General features: G+C 51.6%; 15 protein-coding genes and 3 pseudogenes. 8 read left to right on the forward strand and 10 right to left on the reverse strand.

Annotation, left to right across the window (positions count from 1 at the left end; translation table 11 throughout):
* Positions 1-184: 184 nt before the first annotated feature.
* Positions 185-616 carry a hypothetical protein gene (locus ACI5GA_RS09475; protein ID WP_421422629.1) on the reverse strand — a complete coding sequence of 144 codons (432 nt, stop codon included), beginning with the start codon at positions 614-616 and terminating at the stop codon, positions 185-187.
* A 165-nt stretch (positions 617-781) separates the two neighbouring features.
* Between ACI5GA_RS09475 and ACI5GA_RS09480 the strand changes: the two genes are divergently transcribed.
* The gene (locus tag ACI5GA_RS09480) at positions 782-1,249 is read left to right on the forward strand and encodes a helix-turn-helix domain-containing protein (RefSeq protein ID WP_421422630.1); all 468 of its coding nucleotides are present in this window, start codon (positions 782-784) and stop codon (positions 1,247-1,249) included.
* A gap of 906 nt (positions 1,250-2,155) precedes the next feature.
* The gene (locus ACI5GA_RS09485) at positions 2,156-2,440 is read left to right on the forward strand and encodes an antitoxin Xre/MbcA/ParS toxin-binding domain-containing protein (RefSeq protein WP_421425461.1); all 285 of its coding nucleotides are present in this window, start codon (positions 2,156-2,158) and stop codon (positions 2,438-2,440) included.
* 366 nt (positions 2,441-2,806) lie between these two features.
* Here the strand turns inward: ACI5GA_RS09485 and ACI5GA_RS09490 are convergent, their stop codons facing one another.
* A complete protein-coding gene (locus ACI5GA_RS09490) occupies positions 2,807-3,139 on the reverse strand; it encodes a hypothetical protein (protein ID WP_421422631.1) in 333 nt (110 codons plus the stop codon).
* A gap of 462 nt (positions 3,140-3,601) precedes the next feature.
* Between ACI5GA_RS09490 and ACI5GA_RS09495 the strand changes: the two genes are divergently transcribed.
* Positions 3,602-5,317 carry a reverse transcriptase domain-containing protein gene (locus tag ACI5GA_RS09495; RefSeq protein ID WP_421422632.1) on the forward strand — a complete coding sequence of 572 codons (1,716 nt, stop codon included), beginning with the start codon at positions 3,602-3,604 and terminating at the stop codon, positions 5,315-5,317.
* A gap of 3 nt (positions 5,318-5,320) precedes the next feature.
* On the opposite strand, the pseudogene ACI5GA_RS09500 reads toward ACI5GA_RS09495, so the two are convergent.
* From ACI5GA_RS09500 to ACI5GA_RS09530, 7 genes and pseudogenes are all read right to left on the reverse strand, one after another.
* Positions 5,321-5,539 (reverse strand): annotated as a pseudogene (locus ACI5GA_RS09500) (IS3 family transposase); the annotation flags it as partial.
* Between the two features lie 160 nt (positions 5,540-5,699).
* Positions 5,700-6,176 (reverse strand): Mov34/MPN/PAD-1 family protein, encoded by a 477-nt coding sequence (locus tag ACI5GA_RS09505; protein ID WP_421422633.1) that lies wholly within the window; start codon positions 6,174-6,176, stop codon positions 5,700-5,702.
* Positions 6,164-7,768, reverse strand: coding sequence for a ThiF family adenylyltransferase (locus tag ACI5GA_RS09510; protein WP_421422634.1), 1,605 nt, complete (start codon positions 7,766-7,768; stop codon positions 6,164-6,166). Before ACI5GA_RS09510 ends, ACI5GA_RS09505 begins: the two co-directional genes overlap by 13 nt.
* 29 nt (positions 7,769-7,797) lie before the next feature.
* Positions 7,798-8,979, reverse strand: a complete 1,182-nt coding sequence (locus ACI5GA_RS09515) for a CBASS cGAMP synthase (RefSeq protein WP_421422635.1) — start codon at positions 8,977-8,979, stop codon at positions 7,798-7,800.
* 392 nt (positions 8,980-9,371) lie between these two features.
* Positions 9,372-10,028: a hypothetical protein gene (locus tag ACI5GA_RS09520; RefSeq protein ID WP_421422636.1), complete on the reverse strand. Its 657-nt coding sequence runs from the start codon at positions 10,026-10,028 to the stop codon at positions 9,372-9,374.
* A 236-nt stretch (positions 10,029-10,264) separates the two neighbouring features.
* Positions 10,265-11,546 (reverse strand): annotated as a pseudogene (umuC, locus tag ACI5GA_RS09525) (translesion error-prone DNA polymerase V subunit UmuC).
* Entirely contained in the window at positions 11,533-11,964 is a 432-nt protein-coding gene (locus ACI5GA_RS09530) for a LexA family protein (protein WP_421422637.1), read from the reverse strand. Before ACI5GA_RS09530 ends, umuC begins: the two are co-directional and overlap by 14 nt.
* A 106-nt stretch (positions 11,965-12,070) precedes the next feature.
* On the opposite strand from ACI5GA_RS09530, the pseudogene ACI5GA_RS09535 reads away from it, so the two are divergent.
* The 4 genes and pseudogenes from ACI5GA_RS09535 to ACI5GA_RS09550 form a co-directional block, all read left to right on the forward strand.
* Positions 12,071-12,256 (forward strand): annotated as a pseudogene (locus ACI5GA_RS09535) (AzlD family protein); the annotation flags it as partial.
* A 423-nt stretch (positions 12,257-12,679) separates the two neighbouring features.
* Positions 12,680-13,264, forward strand: coding sequence for an ABC-three component system protein (locus ACI5GA_RS09540; RefSeq protein ID WP_421422638.1), 585 nt, complete (start codon positions 12,680-12,682; stop codon positions 13,262-13,264).
* Entirely contained in the window at positions 13,239-13,742 is a 504-nt protein-coding gene (locus tag ACI5GA_RS09545) for an ABC-three component system middle component 5 (RefSeq protein WP_421422639.1), read from the forward strand. Before ACI5GA_RS09540 ends, ACI5GA_RS09545 begins: the two co-directional genes overlap by 26 nt.
* Complete coding sequence (locus ACI5GA_RS09550; protein WP_421422640.1) at positions 13,729-15,636, forward strand: AAA family ATPase; 1,908 nt, start codon at positions 13,729-13,731, stop codon at positions 15,634-15,636. The genes ACI5GA_RS09545 and ACI5GA_RS09550 overlap by 14 nt, the downstream gene beginning before the upstream one ends.
* A 29-nt stretch (positions 15,637-15,665) precedes the next feature.
* On the opposite strand, the gene ACI5GA_RS09555 is transcribed toward ACI5GA_RS09550, so the two are convergent.
* Positions 15,666-16,589, reverse strand: coding sequence for a site-specific integrase (locus tag ACI5GA_RS09555; protein ID WP_421422641.1), 924 nt, complete (start codon positions 16,587-16,589; stop codon positions 15,666-15,668).
* Positions 16,590-16,764: 175 nt separating this feature from the next.
* On the opposite strand from ACI5GA_RS09555, the gene ACI5GA_RS09560 reads away from it, so the two are divergent.
* Complete coding sequence (locus ACI5GA_RS09560; protein WP_421422642.1) at positions 16,765-17,730, forward strand: DNA-binding protein; 966 nt, start codon at positions 16,765-16,767, stop codon at positions 17,728-17,730.
* Positions 17,731-17,860 lie beyond the last annotated feature (130 nt).

Below are 17,860 nucleotides of genomic sequence, written 5' to 3' on the forward strand. Positions count from 1 at the left end.
AAGGTGTTAATTTTAGTAGACAGCCTCCTCTCCACATCACATCGTCTGCAGCGAGACTGAACGCACCGCCCCGGTCGCGGTCAGGGAGAAAATGGCGATGTTAATACGCCTGCTGGCTCTCAGACCGAAGCCAAAAGTGTAAGAGGAGGTCTAGTCCCTCCTCTAGACATCTTATCGTTAAATCCTAAGTCCTTCGGGCATAGACTAAATTTGAAACTGTCTTCTCCATTGCCTCAGTAATAGCTGTAGAGTAAGTCGCCCCCCCGTGTACTTCATAAGTGTGTCCCGATGGAACACTGTCGGTCGCATTAAATTCGGTCAGCTTCGTCAAGATCTCCATCCTCCAAGACCCCGTCCCATTCAAATCTCCAGGTGTAATCACCTGTACTTCTTCAATCCAGGCAGTTTGACAGTCATGCTGTAAAAACTGCTTCAGCTGATCCACTGATGCCGCCAAAATCACACCCTTATGTAAAGCATCGCCCGTGTCTTCAATGGTCTCAACGTGAAACCAAGGGAGAAATGTTTCAAATTCCACGAAGGGCCAAAATTGTAGTTCGCCTGCCCCAAGCGGATTACCTACCAGCATTTCAGCCGCTCGAATTGTTTTGAACATATCAACCATCCTCTAAGTTCCAAAAACACACGCACATCTCTAATCGCATTAGCCAAAACTGACACCGCAGCAGATTCTTTTACGAATTACTACATTATACGTATTTTAATACGTTTATCGATATAGCGGCGATATGGCCTCATCCTCACTTTTGAGGATGACTCAGTGCTGACCAAAGAAGTAGCCGCCAATGTGAGGGCTGTCCGCGCAAAGCGTGGTGTGACTCAAGAAGGCCTCGCGGAGGTAAGCGTTCAGAAAGCGGTGAGCCAATTGGAGCAGGCGAAAGTAAAAGTCTCGCTAGAAAAGCTTCAACTGCTCGCCACCGCGCTCGATTTCGATCTGGTCGCACTTGTTGCCCTATGCGTCTCTCTTGAGCGAGGAGAGAACCCAGAGGACTCTCTCAAGCAGGCAGCTCAAGTGTTGGAGTCATTCAGGGCAGAAGGAGGAATGGACATCCTCGCCTTGCACTACCAAACAGGGAACTTGACTAAACGTAGTCGCGGGAAGCCGGCGAATTTGGCCAATCTAAAAAAGGTCTTGGACCTCAAAGCGGAAGGACTTAGCCAAGCGGAAACTGCAAGGCGCCTAGGTCTCACCTCAGCAGCTGTCAGCAGGTACTGGCGCAAGGGCTAAACTTCAGGCCAACTAAAGAAACCTAGCAAGTTAGGTTAATTTCAGAACTATTTGCGATCTATCTCCAGGCACGTCCCACCATTCCCGCCTGCAAGCCAGCCAACAGGCTCAAGACTGGGGCCCATCCTAGCAGCGATATCAAGCAAGCTGGGCCTAGCCTTTCGTTTGTCCAACACCGCCTTGGCCTCTGTAACGTAGCGCTGAATCAATAACCACTTATCAGTTTTGAGTTTCCTGCGGCCTTTCATAATACTCACCCCTAATTAATGAAATTCGTAGGACAGGCTGAAGGCTCTCAACATTTGGGCTCCCATCTGCATCATCATAGTCGTCAAAAAGCCGTGGAGCTATATCTCTGCATTTAAGGTACCTGGCACGCTAGCTCGTAGGCACTGTTAGGAAAACCCGCGCATGCGCGGAAAAAATGCCGAAATTCCGGCCCTGCTACCCTCCCAACCCTACTGTATAAATGTGGGTCAAACCGTAAAATTTGTCAAAATTCTTGACAGTTAAACCAGCCTAAAACCAAGAATGACAGATAGCTAACACTTAAGAAGAGACGCCGGCTCTGTATAACTATCGAAAAATTCAAATCACTAGCCGCACCCTCAACAAACAGCCAGGCATCAACATTTAGTCAGCCTTGAATTAAAATGTGAACGTCACTATAGTATTAATTCCTGAGTACGAAGACAAAAGCTTCCGAAAAAGCATACCACAGGAAAAGAAATGAACCATAACGCCAAAAACAGTGTGTCGACCTGCCCGCCTACTGAATGCCTAATTAACCGTCCACTTCAGTCCGTTACAGACATTGAGCTTATGCTGTTGATCCAACACGGCTTTGAAGAAGGTAGCGTTCTAAGAATGATTTCGTGCTCTAAGCTCTATTTATCGACCAATGTTATGCAACAGATAAGAGAAATACGACCACGCAAAGCTAAACGCCTGCAAACTGATCAAGCTTCAGACCGGCTGACCGCTCAACAGAGTGCAATCGCTTTTCAGTTCGCTAAGACTCTAGAGCATTCGACACTCGCATTTGGGTCGCAAGAGCTAGCCGAAAAGTGGCTGAGCCACCCCTGCAGACACCTCGCAGACCTCACTCCCCTAGATCTAATTGATAACGCAATAGGCTATGAGCTTGTAAATTCATATTTGGAACGTATCATAACGGGTGTTTATCAATAAGCTTCAAATTGGATGAGAACAAGAAGGTGATTTTTTGGATATAACCTCTCGACCAGAGCATATTATTCATCGTACCGGCGCTTAATGAGGCGGAAAGACAGATTGGTCAGGAAGTGTTAGTCGTCACCTAAGTTTACAGTTCAGCAGTAACAAAGCTGGTGTGCAGCACGTCTCGGGATACCTTCTCGTTGCTCGACTCGTGCTGGGATGATCTGCCATTGCTCGGAATGCTGTTGACAGGACGTTGGATGGATTTGATGGCAATGAACCCGCTTCGGCAGTTTTTTTCATTGGCTGAAGTTCGGAAGTGAGACTTGGCGGGCTATAGGCCAGATGATGGTCGTCGGGGAAGGTTGGGAGGGACCGCTACATTGATTTGATAGAAACGACCTCTACATATCGAAATTTCTTCCTAGCCATCTTCACAGCCTCTTGCTCCGCCTGCAAAGTGCTCAGCGTGTCAGCTTCGTGAATCAGCTCAAACGTTTTGCCTTCAAACTCATTGCCCACACGGAGCGTGACGCGAAGCCTTGGGGTGAACGCCTTTGAAACTTTTTTCTTGGCTGTCGGCGCAGGTGGCGTTACGAATACTACTTCGGGAACCGGCTCGGAGATCGGGGCAGCGATAACCTGCTGCGAAGGCTCAGCGCTACCGAAAAGCGCGCGGCGCATTTCTTCTTCAGTCAAATCTGGGTTCATATCGTGTCTCGGCGAGAATTACGTTGAGCTCGCCTGATTCTACCAATGTGTCTGGAGGCAGACTATCAGCGGACGGTGAGCATTGGATCGTTTAGCCGGTAATCCGTGATCCGTTAGCGCGGTCCTGGGGACAGGCTTGATCGCGGTGATTTCTACGATAGTACTTTTCGCACAGTAAATAATTGCTCTCCGTGTTCTCAAGGAGGCTTAGCTGATTTCACGAACTCAGCCCGCTGCCTAAGCGTTTGCTGGTCCAATCCTGCCAATGATGGGCGGAAAAGCTTGCTCTGGAATACAGCTATCGATAGTATCCTGCCGGGGCTCAGGGCTCGCATTTCTGAGATGTATACGTCTCAGCTTGTAGCGCTTTTACCTTTGACGCTTCGCGTCGCGCCGCCGTGAACTTGGCGGATGTTGGAGTCCTGAGTCCCGCCCCTTTTAATGAGACACTAGGTCTGTGCAATGGATGCATCCCAGCCTTTCGGTAAAACGCCTGAAATTAGTATTTCTTCCAATAAAGAGTTGGCTGCTTTACTGGGTGTTTCAGTAGCAAAATTAACCTATTATGCCTATCGTCTTGATGATGATTCAAAGTACAGATCTTTTCACATCGCCAAGCGATCTGAAGGGCAAAGGCTCATAGAAGCGCCTGTAAAGGGGCTTAAGGAGTTACAGAAAAGTATAATAAGATTGTTTGAGCCGAAGTATAAGCCGAGAAGCTGTGTTTACGCCTATGTAAAAGGTCGGGGAATTGTAGAGCACGCTGCGGTTCATGCCAACCAAAGGTGGCTACTCAGATTCGATCTCAAGGAATTTTTTCATTCTATTTCAGCTGCTCGCGTTGCTGGTCTCCTGCGACGTCCACCATTCAGTTATGCGAAGCCGGTAGCGGATACAATTGCTCGGCTTTGCACTAAGGACGGTAGACTTACTCAGGGGGCGCCGACTAGTCCATTGATAAGCAATATTTTATGCAAGGGGCTTGATTTTCGACTTAAAGAGCTTGCGTCGCAAAATAAGTGTTACTACACGCGTTATGCTGATGACGTGTTCATTTCCAATAACGGAAGTTTATTTCCCTCTTCAATTGCTGAACGTGATGCTAACGGGACGGTCAAGCTCAGCGATGAGATTGTCGGAATAGTGATCGCCGCTGGCTTTCAGCTAAACTTCAAGAAAACTACTTTACGAAGTCGGGCGGAGCGGCAGCTTGCCACTGGTATAATTGTCAATCGAAAGTTAAATGTTCCGAAAGAGTACGTGAAATCCGTCCGGGCAGCATTATACGCTTGGGAAAAGTATGATCTGAAACTGGCGGAAGAGTATTGGCGTGTGCACGTAGATAAACGGAATCGGCACGGTGAAGCTGCTCCAAGATTGAGTTGGGTTGTTAGAGGGAAAATCAATCACATCGGGCATGTAAAGGGATACAATGATCCGGTTTTTTTGACGCTAGCTAAAAGGCTTCAAGCGCTAGACCCCACCTACCGACTTGATGAGCGAAAAATCCTCAGATCGCTTACCGACGAGATCCATGTTTATACAGAAGGCATTACCGACTGTAAGCACCTAGAAGCTGCACTGAATTTTTTTAAATCTTGCGGAGAGTTTACAAACCTCAATTTGATTTTTAGAAATACTCGAAAGCCAGGAAGTTCAGTGCTTAAAGCGCTGTGTGAAAACCTTAGTGAGGCACCGCAAAAGCATTTGACTATCTGTGTTTTTGATCGAGACGAGCGGTCAATAATCGCGGAAATGGGAGGATCTCCCGGGAATTATCGTGATCATACAAATAACGTATTCAGCTTGATCATTCCTATTCCGGAATTCAGGGACTCTGACTTCATATGCATCGAGCATCTCTACCAAGACGCTCAGCTATATATGTCCGACACACAGGGCAGGCGTTTGTATTCCAAAGATGAGTTTGATCAGCTCGGCTGCTTCAAAGGAGAGCAGCGGCTATTCTGTCGTTTGAGTAAACAGTCGCTAATTTATGATGATAACGTCATTGACCTAGCTGAACGGAAGAACGTAGCGCTACCAAAAAATAAATTTGCAGATTATATTCTGAATAAAGTCCCACCATTTTCTAATATCGACTTTTCTGGCTTTCGGGGCGTATTTTTTCAAATAGTCGAAATCGCCGGCTTCTACGGGAGGCAGCGAGACGGTTAGTGGTCAACTGATCTCGGACACCGCGCTAAGTCTTTCCTCGGCGACCGCAGGTGGTAACCCTTCGTTGAACTGATGCGGCCGACGCCAGTTGTAGCGCTGCATCATGAACTGACCGATATCCTGTTGGGGCGGTGACGCGCTCATGTACCCCACTGTCGGTATCCACTCCGTTTTCAGGCTACGAAAGAAGCGCCCCAACGGGGCGTTGAGTGAGCATCTTCCCCCAGTCACGCTCATATCCAAGATACTCAGCCCGAGATGCTGCTCGCTTGGGCCATGACGGTGGGGCCGCAAACGCTTTCCTCGACAGCGAGGTAGTGGCTACGGCCTACGCAAACGACTATGCAAATGACTGGTCAAATCAATGCAATTACCCAACCTCTCATAGCGAAACTGAATGCAGTTGATGCCGCACACCATTCGACTGCATATATTCCACGCGCAAAGATTTTCGGCCAACAATGACAGCGAGCAATGGCCTGCCATCACGCCGCGCGGCTGCCAGTTTCTGCCACTCGGTGACGTCCAATCCCGAAGGCGTAGGATGATCCTCAGGGTGCGTGTGCCACTCTCCGAGATATCTGATCAGTCCGTTACTCTCCCGCCATCGCTGCTCGGCAATGCTCCGATGGCCGTGAAGGAGCCTTTCAAAGAAATATTTCAGCCTGCGATCTTTAGGAGTAGGGACAGTAGCTTCAAGAAGTTCGAGATGGGCTCCTCGAACGTGGCCAAGCAGAATCCCGCCTGCCTCAGCTTCTTGCTCACCCTGAATGTATCGATCAAATATAGCCAGGACTTCCGGGGCAAGGTAAACCAGACGCTGGCCGTTAGAATCTGCCCATGTACTCATGAACTGCATGCAGGACATCCCGGCCTAGGCAGCATAGTAAGATCACCGTTTACGGCGCTGCATAGCTGACTTATCACCCGAGTCGAGAGCGACGCCCACAAGGCCGAATTGACCCACGCAAGCGCAGCATCGAATCCTAGTGCAGCGGCCTGAATAGAGACCGAGGCAGGATAAGCAACATACCGTCCCTCGCAGCCGCCCCCGGCCAGAGTTGACCGAACGCCTCCCTCGACGGATAAAAACAGCTGATCTAGCTCATAGTCACAAAGACAACGGAAGCATCCCTCTGACTCGTGCCTTTTAAATTGAGCGCGTACAGCCTCCCCTGCTCCATCAATCCATACAGTAAGTAACGGAATCAGCTGCCCACTCTTACTACGCAAGTGAGCCAACTCGCCCGCCAACCAACCTCCCAAGCTTTGTTCGCCAGTCGCATTGATAACGAGATCGAATTCACCAAAGACGACTGAGAAGGCGTCCTGATTCATTGCCCTTACATTCGCCGAAGGCATAGCTGTTTTGAGCTCAGCCTGAAGCCCGTCAGCTTTGTTTTTTTCCAGTCGGTTAATCCCAAGACGGTGGCGGCCAATGTTACCAGGCGCAAGTTTCTGATTGTCGACTAGCACTAACTCCCCAGCACCTGTACCAGCGCCCGCTCGAACCAATAGATCGGCAAGATATCCACCGATGGTTCCACATCCCACCAAAGCTATTTTTTTCCCTGCGAACGTGGTGAGTCCGGGGATGTTTCGCTCAACGATGTAACGGTCATCCATTCTCACCACCTGTACCACTTCGATAGGTGCCTCAAATATAGGAATGCGCTGATCCAGATTGGAGGTTCGCTTGCGCTTCTGCAGGTCGCTCACAAAAAAACCGTAGAGCTGACCTGGCGCGTCGATCACGATGAGTACTTCATCCTGCCCAGCGCGATAGGCCCTCACTACTCGATCAAGGATTTTTTTCCGGCAGGAATCGTCCAACTTGGTTTGCCAGTCGAGCAATTGAAGCAGGGTCGCTGGCGGCCAAGAACCAATGGCCGGACGAGGGCGAATCCGAGTAACGACCTTCGAGGCTAATTTCAAATGAGGCTTGATCCGCCCTGATCGATGAGCAAACTTTTCAGCAGTCCGTTCCACATTGTCAGTCAAAGCGAATCCCTGCCCCCGTCCCAGAGCAAGCAACACCACATCCTCGGAATCTGGGTTAGCCAAATCGGTGTAGCAGTAATCGCCGCGCCAGAACGCGAAGAACTCTTCCTCCAAATCATCAACTCGCTCCCCTGCCATAATCTGATCAAGCACAGTTGCAGCGCGTTTCAAGGAGGCAATCGTCTGGCTCACAGGCTTGTAAAGATCAAAGACGACAGTCTCTTCATCTACATAGCAGAGAAAACCATCTGCTCCGATATGCGGCGCGATCGGTAGCAATTGCGAAGGAAGAGGCTCCCTAAGCACGATCCGGGGAAATGAGCGCAACGCTCGATCAATGTAGACATCGCAAGACACACCGCCGAACCTAGTGTGCAGCGAGCCTTCCATTACGAGATAGTCAGAGAGATTCTGAGGTTCCTGACGCCGGAACCCCAGAGGCTTGAGCACCTGTAAGATCTGAGGAATTGACAAAAAAGTCACCCAGACTTCGAGCGTTTCAGGATTTCCATTTCCCCAGGTTCAGGCTCCACAGCAGCGATTGCTGCTGGCAGACCAAAGGACGTGCGGTCTTCAATCAGATCAGGTCTATTAGGAAATCGGATACCCAACATCTCACGCATCCACCCACAAGCAGACACTTTTGCCTCAGCGCTTGCAGCCATCGATGCAGAGAGATATTTAGCAAAAGTCTCGAATTTCTCCGCTGCCGCCTCCAAATCAGATTTTGAAAGCGCATCCGTCAGATAAACGCTGGAATCAATCGGGCTTAGCACGCCAGCCCTGAGAGCTTTTGGAAGGCCTTCGACGACGGTAAGTAGCGCTTCATCGTCACGCTTTAGTTCAAACTCAAAAAGCGGGCATGCGGCAGCCATCAGCAGGATTGAGCTAGGGCCTTTTTCATCCCATTGCTGGTCACGGAACCCTTTGATGTAGCGAACAACCCGCCGAAGCTGCTCCCCCTTGTCCTTCACTTCCCGCTCAAACCACTCTTTCATCTCCAAAGGATCAGATTTGATCCAGCCACGCTCGCACGCCAGCAGAATCTGATCTGAAGGAAGTTTCTTCCAAGTTTGAACGGAGGCGTTTGCAGCGATACCGTCCATGGCGCGCGCGCTGAAAGACTCCATTGCGGCTTTCAACAGCAGATATTGATCGTCTGGAATCGCGTAAAGCGGCAGGTCAATGTGTGCATATTCTGATACCACAACGCGCATGCAGTTTGGCTTACGTTCCAGCTCCCACCCGCTGCCCGGGCCGCACAATGGCGCTAAGACCGCTTGTACCGCCTCGAAAAAATCATCAATAGCAAGATGTGGCTTCGCCTCCTCTTTCATAATGCTCAGCGGGAGGTATACCCCATCGTCGACATCAGATTGCTGCGGAGGGGTAACACATGGGCGATTCAGCGTCTTATAGGCCCACGAACCCTGAATGAAGAACTTCGGTTCACAAACTTCTCCTTCGTACCCTTTGGCACGAAGCGCTTGGGGCAAGCCCTCGCGAAGCGCACGACGAATGTCTTTCCGTGCGGCATCGATCGCCTGTTTTTCCTCCGAGGTCAGTTCCAGCGCTTTGAGGAACGTTGGATGGTCGACAGCCACGCCGTCGACAGCCGTACGATCTTTTGTGGTGTAGAGCAATGGGCTCAGGTTGAGCATGAGACATCTCCAGTCGATGGCTATTGCGCATCGTGCCTGCCTTCATACTGATTCTTGCATTGGGAGTCTTTCCCAACAGATGCCTCATCCCTGCTGCCTAAGACGGTCTGTGCGTAGGCGGAATGCACGTATCGGTAACCAAACGGACACAAGCTGGATCCAATATTGCCACCACCCCACATATAGTTCAAGCAGGGGCAAAAAATCTTAAAAACCACTACATATTGTGTCTTGCCACTAGTGAGGAACGGTGAATTCTGATAGAGGCGCTTTGACAGTTCCTGGTGGTGCTCGCCGGGCTGAACTCATCTAAGGGTACAGCCCAGAAACTCAGCTTTCGGAGACACCAGTCGCTAGGCATGTAACCTGTACAAGGAAGCTTATGGATGGGATCAAGGTGCAACCACTCGTTCGAAGGAAATCAGCCCCGCTGTATTCAATCCCTTGTTCCAATTCCGATTTGTCCAGTAATCCCCATCAAGCTTCAAGCCGTCCTCTTCGTCGTGAACCTCCACACGTGCAGAGCCATGATGGTGCCCGCTATCAGTGGCCTCGGGGTTACGCGTCACATTGACGTAGGAGTAATTGAGCTCGATCGTTCCATGCTCAGGATCACGACGAATTCCTACTACGGTCGTGCTCGATTTGGAGTATTTATCTAGGGACTGAAATTTCATACGAACACTAAACAAGCGGGAGGTGATTGTGATTTTCCCCTGCTTAACGAACAGCGCTTCATCCGCTGGCCGCCCTACGAGCTGTCCCACCATGTTCCAGTTGGAACGGATGGTAACCTGCCAAACACCGTCGATTGGCGGAAAAAACTTTCGTATCAAAGGCAGGCAGCACAGCTTCGGGAAGATCGGTGTCTGCCCGAACGCGATCACAGAGACAGTTGAGATCGAAACTGAAAATGACACAACGCGCCAGAAAACAGTGAAATCACTGAAGACTGCACCCAAGCGCCAAAAGCTGAGCCCCCCGAAAATCAGGAGACACAACGATGCAAATAATGCCATGCATTTCTGAACCCCTAGCACCTGATACATGAGAACTCCTTACTCGAAAGTCAGCCTCCACGATAGCTGCAACAGCCTGTCTACGCACGTTCCTAAGAGCTGGGATAGAGTCCTGTAGACCAGTGCATGAAGTTTGAAGGCCTAGCACACTCCTCATCTGCCAACCTCAATCGAGGATCAGATATCCATCCCAACTGGACTTGCACATAGGCGCGTAGAGAAGCTCTCAGGTGAGCCTAAAGCCCTCGACCGTATTACTCCTGTTCCTAGACCGCTTTTACAACCCACAGCTGATCCATCCTTGTCGTAAAACTCTGGCTCATCAGATCCCGGCGCATCGCCCATCCAGGTGCCAGAGGCACACTGGCTACACGCAGTGTTCCCCTGCCCCACCTGCCATTGATCTCATCCAAAACGGTCATCACTTTGTTAGTCGCAGCAGGCTGCGAATGAGCGAACAGGTCATCACTAAACTCGCCAGGCTGTCGCAGATCCATGAGTAGGACTTCCGCCTTGCTGTATTTGAAGCCCGCCTTGAACAGGCGATTCACGGCTTCGGTCGCAGCCTTCGTCATGAGGCGCACATCGTTCGTGGGATACGGCAACTCCACCAGCGCAGCATTCGCGTACTTAGCTTCTTCTGGGTTGAACATCCCGGTGCGGATGCTCACGCGGATCTTCTTGCACAGTGAGTTTTGTACCCGAAGCTTTTCTGCCGCCCGCTGGGTGTACGTGGCCACCGCCATCTTTGATGGGCTCAATGTCCGTCAGGCGACTGCCGAACATTCGGCTGCAGCAAATTTCTTGTTTCGGTGGATCGGCCTCCCCCAACTCAAGACAGGATGTGCCAGCAAGCTCACGAGCCGTCTTCTCGACCACCACACTGAATTTCTGCCGAAGCGTCCAGGCATCGGCCTTAGCCAAGTCCATCGCGCTCATGATGCCCATGCTTTCAAGATGAGCTTTCATCCTCTTTCCGACACCCCAGACTTCACCAACGTCGGTGTTGCGCAACGTCCACTCCCGGTTGTATTGATCGCAAAGATCCACTACCCCGCCGGTCTTATCGATCAGTCGCTTGGCTGTATGGTTCGCAAGCTTGGCCAAGGTCTTGGTGTGGGCAATCCCGACCCCAACGGGTATCCCTGTGCGTTTCAAAATCGTCGCACGAAGCTTGCGGCCAAAGGCTATGAGATCTCCAGGCATTCCAGTCAGATCAGCAAAGGCCTCGACGATGCTGTACACCTCCAGCGACGGCACCATCGACTCGATGATGGTCATAACACGCTCACTCATGTTGCCATATAGGGCGTAATTGCTGCTGAAAGCGACCACGCCGTTTCGTCGCAGATGGTCTTTGATCTGGAAGTACGGTTGGCCCATTTTAACGAAGGGCTTAGCGTCGTAAGACCTGGCGATCACGCAGCCGTCGTTGTTGCTCAGTACTACGATCGGGGTCTTCGCAAGATCAGGACGGAAGACACGCTCGCAACTCGCGTAGAAGCTGTTGCAGTCGATCAGTGCGAAGACGGGTTTAGCCGTTGTCATGATCACGAACGCTGTATTTGACGACGCCCCAGATCACAAGCTCATCCCCCTCCATCACATGGCGTGGCGGATACTTCGGATTCTCAGAGAGCAGGATCACCTCGTTCTCACGCATATGCAGGCGCTTGCACAGAGGCTCAGTGTTTAGAGCAGCAATCACGATGTCCCCATGCTCCGCGTACAGGCTCCGATCTACGATTACGAGATCCCCGTTGTAGATGCCGACGCCACGCATGCTGTCGCCTTCAATCTTGACCAGATAAACATGGGGTGCCCGAATGTCGAAGAGCTCGTCGAGCGAAATGTGCTTTTCGATGTGATCCGCCGCCGGCGATGGAAACCCTGCCGGTACGTGGAACGAGTACATGGGCAGCTTTTCGCCGCCAGTCGCCAATGGGCCAAGAATGGTGATGCTCATGATGCACGCCTTGCGATGCCAAACTGTATGCATATACAGTCAACGTTCTGGATCGCTTGCGGTCAATCTCATACGAGAAGAATTTCGACAGCCGAATCTCACCTAGGTGTTGAATGCGGCTCCAGGCTGTGTACTGATCGCCGTGATCGCTCCAAAATTCGTGTCAGGACACCCTGCTGATCTGATTGCTCTGGCCCTCACGGTTTATGCCGCGTCACGTTTCTCCATTCTGCCAGTCGTGATCTTTGCGATCTTGATCACGGGTGCTTTGCGTGGGCTATTGCCCGGCTAAGCTCTGCTGTAGCCGGGTTTCCAGCGGCAGCTTTTGACAACGACGGTGCCTGATGAGAACCAGCAACGCTTGCAGCCTTGCTCCACTCAGAATCTGTACTCAAGCCCCTCGTCCTCACCGATTCCTTAGTGCCTAGGTCCGGTCTTGTGACACTGCATGGACGGGATGATAGCCATACGCTACCCTAGCCACGTTTGGTCATATTGATCGCCACAAATATTGATGAAGGTTGGATAATGGAATATCTCACACATATCGTAACGTTCTTCGCGGGACTGGGTGCTGGATGGACGTTGAAAGTGGTCATCAGTAACAGTTCTAGTCGCTCATCGAGAACGTCACGAGCCTCGCAGCACCACAATCAGGTAGGTGGTGATATGGCCGGCGGCGACATCCACAAAAACAACAAAGCGTAATCCTACCGTGTTTGCCAACCAGTCCAACAATCGCGTCGGCGGGCACATGGCTGCCGGTGATATCAGCACTGTTGATATCAACATTATTACTCAAGCATCTATTGAAGAGCTTGCTGTCCTGTATGAAAAAATGAAAGTGGATGGTATTGGTGACCCGTCAGGCAACACCTTCTCTAGAAAGCTTCAGCATTATATGGCACTGCCGACGGATGGTGATGTTCGTGGTTTAGAGGAAAAGCTACGAGACAGTGACCGCTTGGACATGCTGCATTTCGCGATGAAAGAAAAGGAAAAGGCTGTAAAACTTATAATGAAGTTTCAGTCATCCAAAACCGCACAGCGCGTGTACACAATTCTTCTGGATGAGCTTCATACAATTTACATGCTGACCGTCACACCGGTTATTGAAGCCGGGGGGGATCGTCAAGCAGTGGACTTAAGCATCAACCGAGCATTACAAGCTATCAAATCTTTGCTCGGGGAAAATTTTATGGAATTTACCGTCAAGGACCTTCTCGGGCTGTTGTATTTCTTAGCCGGGAATTGCCACGTGAGGTGGGACAAAAATGCTGATTTACCATCCGGCATTTGATGCCTACCACTGTGTTTTCAGAATGCTCGCGATTCTGGAAGCATCACCCTCTATAGAGCTGGATCGGGCAAGACTACTCGACTTCTACCTGACGTTCCCTTCCGCTATCTCAAAAATCCGCCTTCCTAATTCGCTAGCGCATGGCAGACGACTCGCCAAAGCCAACGGCAACGCTTACCGGGATCCGTTAAATCCAAGAGCCGTATTCCGCGATATGGCTCAGATTCAACACGCGGCTTTAAGAAGCATTGCTGCTTTAGGGATCATTGATGTAAAGGCGTATGAACAGGGCGTGCTTCAGCGTGCGGAAGAGCATGTAATCCCCGCAGAGCTAACACAGCGTATCGCGATCTATCACGATGTTAAACCTGAAGTCTTCAGCTTTCTAGTCAAGGACTTGGCCAGCATTCCCCTCCATGGGATCGACGGCTTGAAACACCGAACGGAATTACTAGAGTATCGATATGACCTTCCTTAAGCCTACCCTACAGATCAACCGACTGATAGTTCAGCAAGGAGGGCATCGCGCCTTCGACTGCCATTTTCATTTGGGTGTGAACGTCATCAGGGGACGTAATACTTCGGGTAAGACCACGATCATGGATATGATCGCCTACTCATTGGGTGCGGAAAACATAAGGTGGAAACCTCATGCTCTCCAATGCTCGACTGTGATGGTGGAGGTGCAGCTAAACGGGAAATCTGCCACTTTCCTACGCGAGGTGAGCAGTGAATCTCAGCGTCCCATGTCCATCTTTTGGGGGAAAATGACTGAGGCTCTGGAAGCTGGGCCCACATTATGGGAGCGATACCCCTTCAAGCGCTCCGAACAGAAGATCAGCTTCTCGCAAGCTATTTTTGTGGCTCTGGAAATGCCTCAAGCCCAAGGGCAAGGCGCAGCCAATCTAACCATGCATCAACTTCTTAGGGTCTTGTACGCCGATCAGCCATCCGTCCATAGCCCGATTTTCAGGATGGATAGCTTTGACAGTGCACTGACCCGAGAGACCATTGGTGGATACCTGTGCGGCGTCTACGACGACACTCTATATACCGCCCAACTGCGTGTCAGGGAGCTCAATAAAGCGCTGGATAAAAAAGTATCTGAACTTCGTGGGATTTTCCGAGTGCTAGGGCAATCCGGACAGGCCCCCGATCTTGAAGCCTCTCGGAATATCATCTCAGAACTGGAAACCCAGCGAACGGCTATCATCAACGATATTGAGCAGCTCAAAACCAGCCGCGCAGTGAACGCCCAGCAATCCCGCGAAGCCGCTAAAGTGGGTGATAGTTTGCGCACGAAGCTCAACCACGCCAAGAAGTATGAGTCCACGCTCAAAGACGCCCTAGCGGCGCTGGAGCTTGACATCTCAGATTCCACCTTGTTCGTGGCAGAGTTAATATCGCGGTTGGACAATCTCGACGAATCCAAAGTCACTCGCCAATATTTGGGGACCATTTCGTTTCAGTTTTGCCCTGGCTGCTTATCCGAAATAAACCCTGACGGCGCCGCTCACGTCTGCCAACTGTGCAAGTCGACCATCGAAGGCAGCGGAGATTCCCAACTCCTTAGAATGCGAAACGAACTCAGCATTCAGCTTAAAGAATCTCAAGCGCTATTGGTGATCCGAGAAGAAGAAGCGTCGATGCTGCGAAACGACATCCCGGGTGCTGTCGCAGCAGTGAAAAAGCTAGAAAAAGAATACAAGCTTGCAACTTCTACCTGGTCATCCAGCCTTGAAACGGTTCTGGAGGCCAGAGGACGAAGCTTGGGCGCATTGGACAGCGAGATAAAGCAAGCCCATGAAAAGCAGAAGCTGTTCTCCGTGATTCAGGAGCTTCAGAAACAGCGGGATGAACTTCAAAACGAACTATCGAATCTTGAGTCCTCCATTGAATCACTGGAAGCTAATCAAGCCAGCCGCAAGGCCGAAGTGTCAAAAGTCATCGAACGACACACCATCCGTCTGCTGAAAGAGGATCTCCAATTACAGCCTGAGTTTATGCACGCGCGCAACGTGCATTATGACTTTGAGCAAAATTCAGTGTATGTGAATGGCTCGCGCAATTTTTCAGAAAGCTCGACGGTGGTGCTGCGACACATTTTTCACCTTGCCCTCCTCACAACAGCATTAGAGCTTGGCTATATGCGCGTCCCACGCTTCCTCATGCTAGATGGGATCGATGACGGCGGTATGGAGCAAAACCGCAGTCATAATCTGCAGAAGCTCATCGTTCGCGAGTGCAGCAACTACAAGAGTGATTATCAATTGATCTTTGCTACCTCGGAAATTCATCCTGATCTTGAAGCCAGTGGCTTGGTCGTATCCCGGTTCTTCAACCCAGATTCAAGATCACTGGACATTCGATAGCGGCGGAGTCGAACCTCCAGATACGATCATCACTCTCCCGACTCACCACGGCGCCAGTCACCAAAAGGCGCTGTGGCGTCGATATAGCGCATTGCAGACTGTACATCCCGCCAGCCTACGTAATCCATCAACGCCTTGGTTCCCCACTGATTTTTACTGGCCCACGTCGCGAAACCTCGCCGCAATGAGTGCCCACTGTATGAGTCGCCGTCCAGGCCGTTACGCACGAACGCATGACGCAGCAGCCGCGACACGCTGTTGGGATTAAGACTTTCATGCCCCAAATGCCCCCAGCGGTCTATCGATCGAAAGACCGGCCCATGCCGCAAGCCGCTGATGTCCAGCCAGTCCTCATACGCTTGCACCGGGCACATCCGCTTCAGTGCTGGCACCGCGAACGTCACCCCTTCATGTTGGCGATCAGTCTTGCCACTGGCGAGAAAGATCTCCATTCCCTCTCCTGACCGCACCTGGATGTGTTCGATCCTGAGCCGACACAAGTCATCTCCGCGGAAAGCCCGCCAGAAGCCAAGCAGTACCAGCGCACGGTCCCGACCTGCCCGAAGCCGAATGGCAGGCTGCGCTGATTCCACCTGATGCTGTAGAACATCAATACACGCCTCGAGCGCCTGCAGTTGCAACGCCTCCGCCCGCTTTACGGCTTGGGGATGCTCAGCCTTAATACCGCGGAGGACGTCACGGACTTGGGGTGCCTTAGTCGGATCGACAAAACCTTGTCGCTGATGCCACTGAGCTAGAGCAGCGAGGTGAGTCCGCAACGTGGCGACCGACAGTTGTTCAGCATGGGCTGCCAGATAGCGCACAACACTCTCGCTCGAGGCCGGCAGCACTCCGCCCCATTGCTCTTCGAAGTGCTCTAGCGCCTGCAGGTAGCGGCGCCGGGTGCTGTCCCGCCGCGCCGCATTGAGATAGCGATCAGTTGAACCATTCACCTCTCAACCTCCGAGCATACCGTCTCAACGCATCTCGGCCGCCCTAAAAGCATCTGACGTTTGAGAATTCAGGATTCTCGAACGTCATCCCGTCTGAATCCAAAAGGCCTTACGAGCGTAGCTGTACCCGTACATTCATACTTCTAAAACGGTATGTAATTGTCGGAGAGCAATCATGGCCCGTCCCGGAATCAACAAAGCCCTCGTACAACAAGCTCGCGACCGTTTGATTGCGCGAGGGATTCATCCCAGCATTGACATGGTCCGCAGCGAGCTTGGCAACACGGGGTCCAAAACCACGATCCTGCGCTTTCTGCGCGACCTGGATCTGGAGGAACCCAAACCGCCCTACGTCCAACTCGATCAGGAATTGCAGGTCTTCATCAGCAGTCTAGCCCAACGCTTAGCGGCCGACGCCCAAGACGCTGTGGCCACTGATCGCGCACGCTTGGATCGGGAGCAAGAGGCCTATCAACGCAAACGGCAAGCGGACGTGGCACGCCTTGAGGAATTGCAGAGCATCTACGAGCGAACCGACAAGGAGCGTCGGGAGGGGCAAAATCGGGAGCGGGAGTTGAACGAACGCCTTCAGCAGTTGGAAGGTGAACGGCAACGGCTCAATTCGGCCGAACAGCACCAGCATCGTTTGCTCGATGAGCGTGCCCTGCAGATCGCCTCGTTAGAACAAAAACACCGCGAAGCCCGAGACTCGCTCAAGCACTATCGGGAGCAACAACTGGAGCAGAGGAACGCCGAAGTTGCTCGCTATGAGGATAGCATTCGAAGTCTGCAACATGAGCTTCGCGCGCTGCAGAACCAGTCGATGGTCAAGCAAGAACAGGTCGCAGAGTTATACCGTGAGTTGGAAAGGCTAAATGCCGAGCAACGCCATCGGGTTCAAGAGTTACAAACGCAGTCCCAGGAACTGGAGGATGAAAATCGTCGCCTGCATGCAGTCCAAGACGCATTGCGTGCCGAGCAAGCGCAGTCGGCGAAACTGCTGTTGGAACTTTCGGTCATGCGTGAGAAGGCTCGGGGCTATCTGCAGGATCATCGGCAGGATCGGCGCGCCCTTCGCGTGCAAGCCGACCAACTCACTTATCTGCATCAGTTGCTGTCAGCCAAAACTACGAACGTATGACCCCTGCATAACAGTGCGGGCACTTCCGCTCGCATCATACGCTGGACGGCGTCGAGAACGAGTGCGACGTGCTGGCGCACATTGATTCCCACGCTGATCAACGTGACCGGTACGAGTTTCAGCCCGCGAA

This window comes from Pseudomonas sp. Pseu.R1, from assembly GCF_045764065.1.
Taxonomy (GTDB): domain Bacteria; phylum Pseudomonadota; class Gammaproteobacteria; order Pseudomonadales; family Pseudomonadaceae; genus Aquipseudomonas.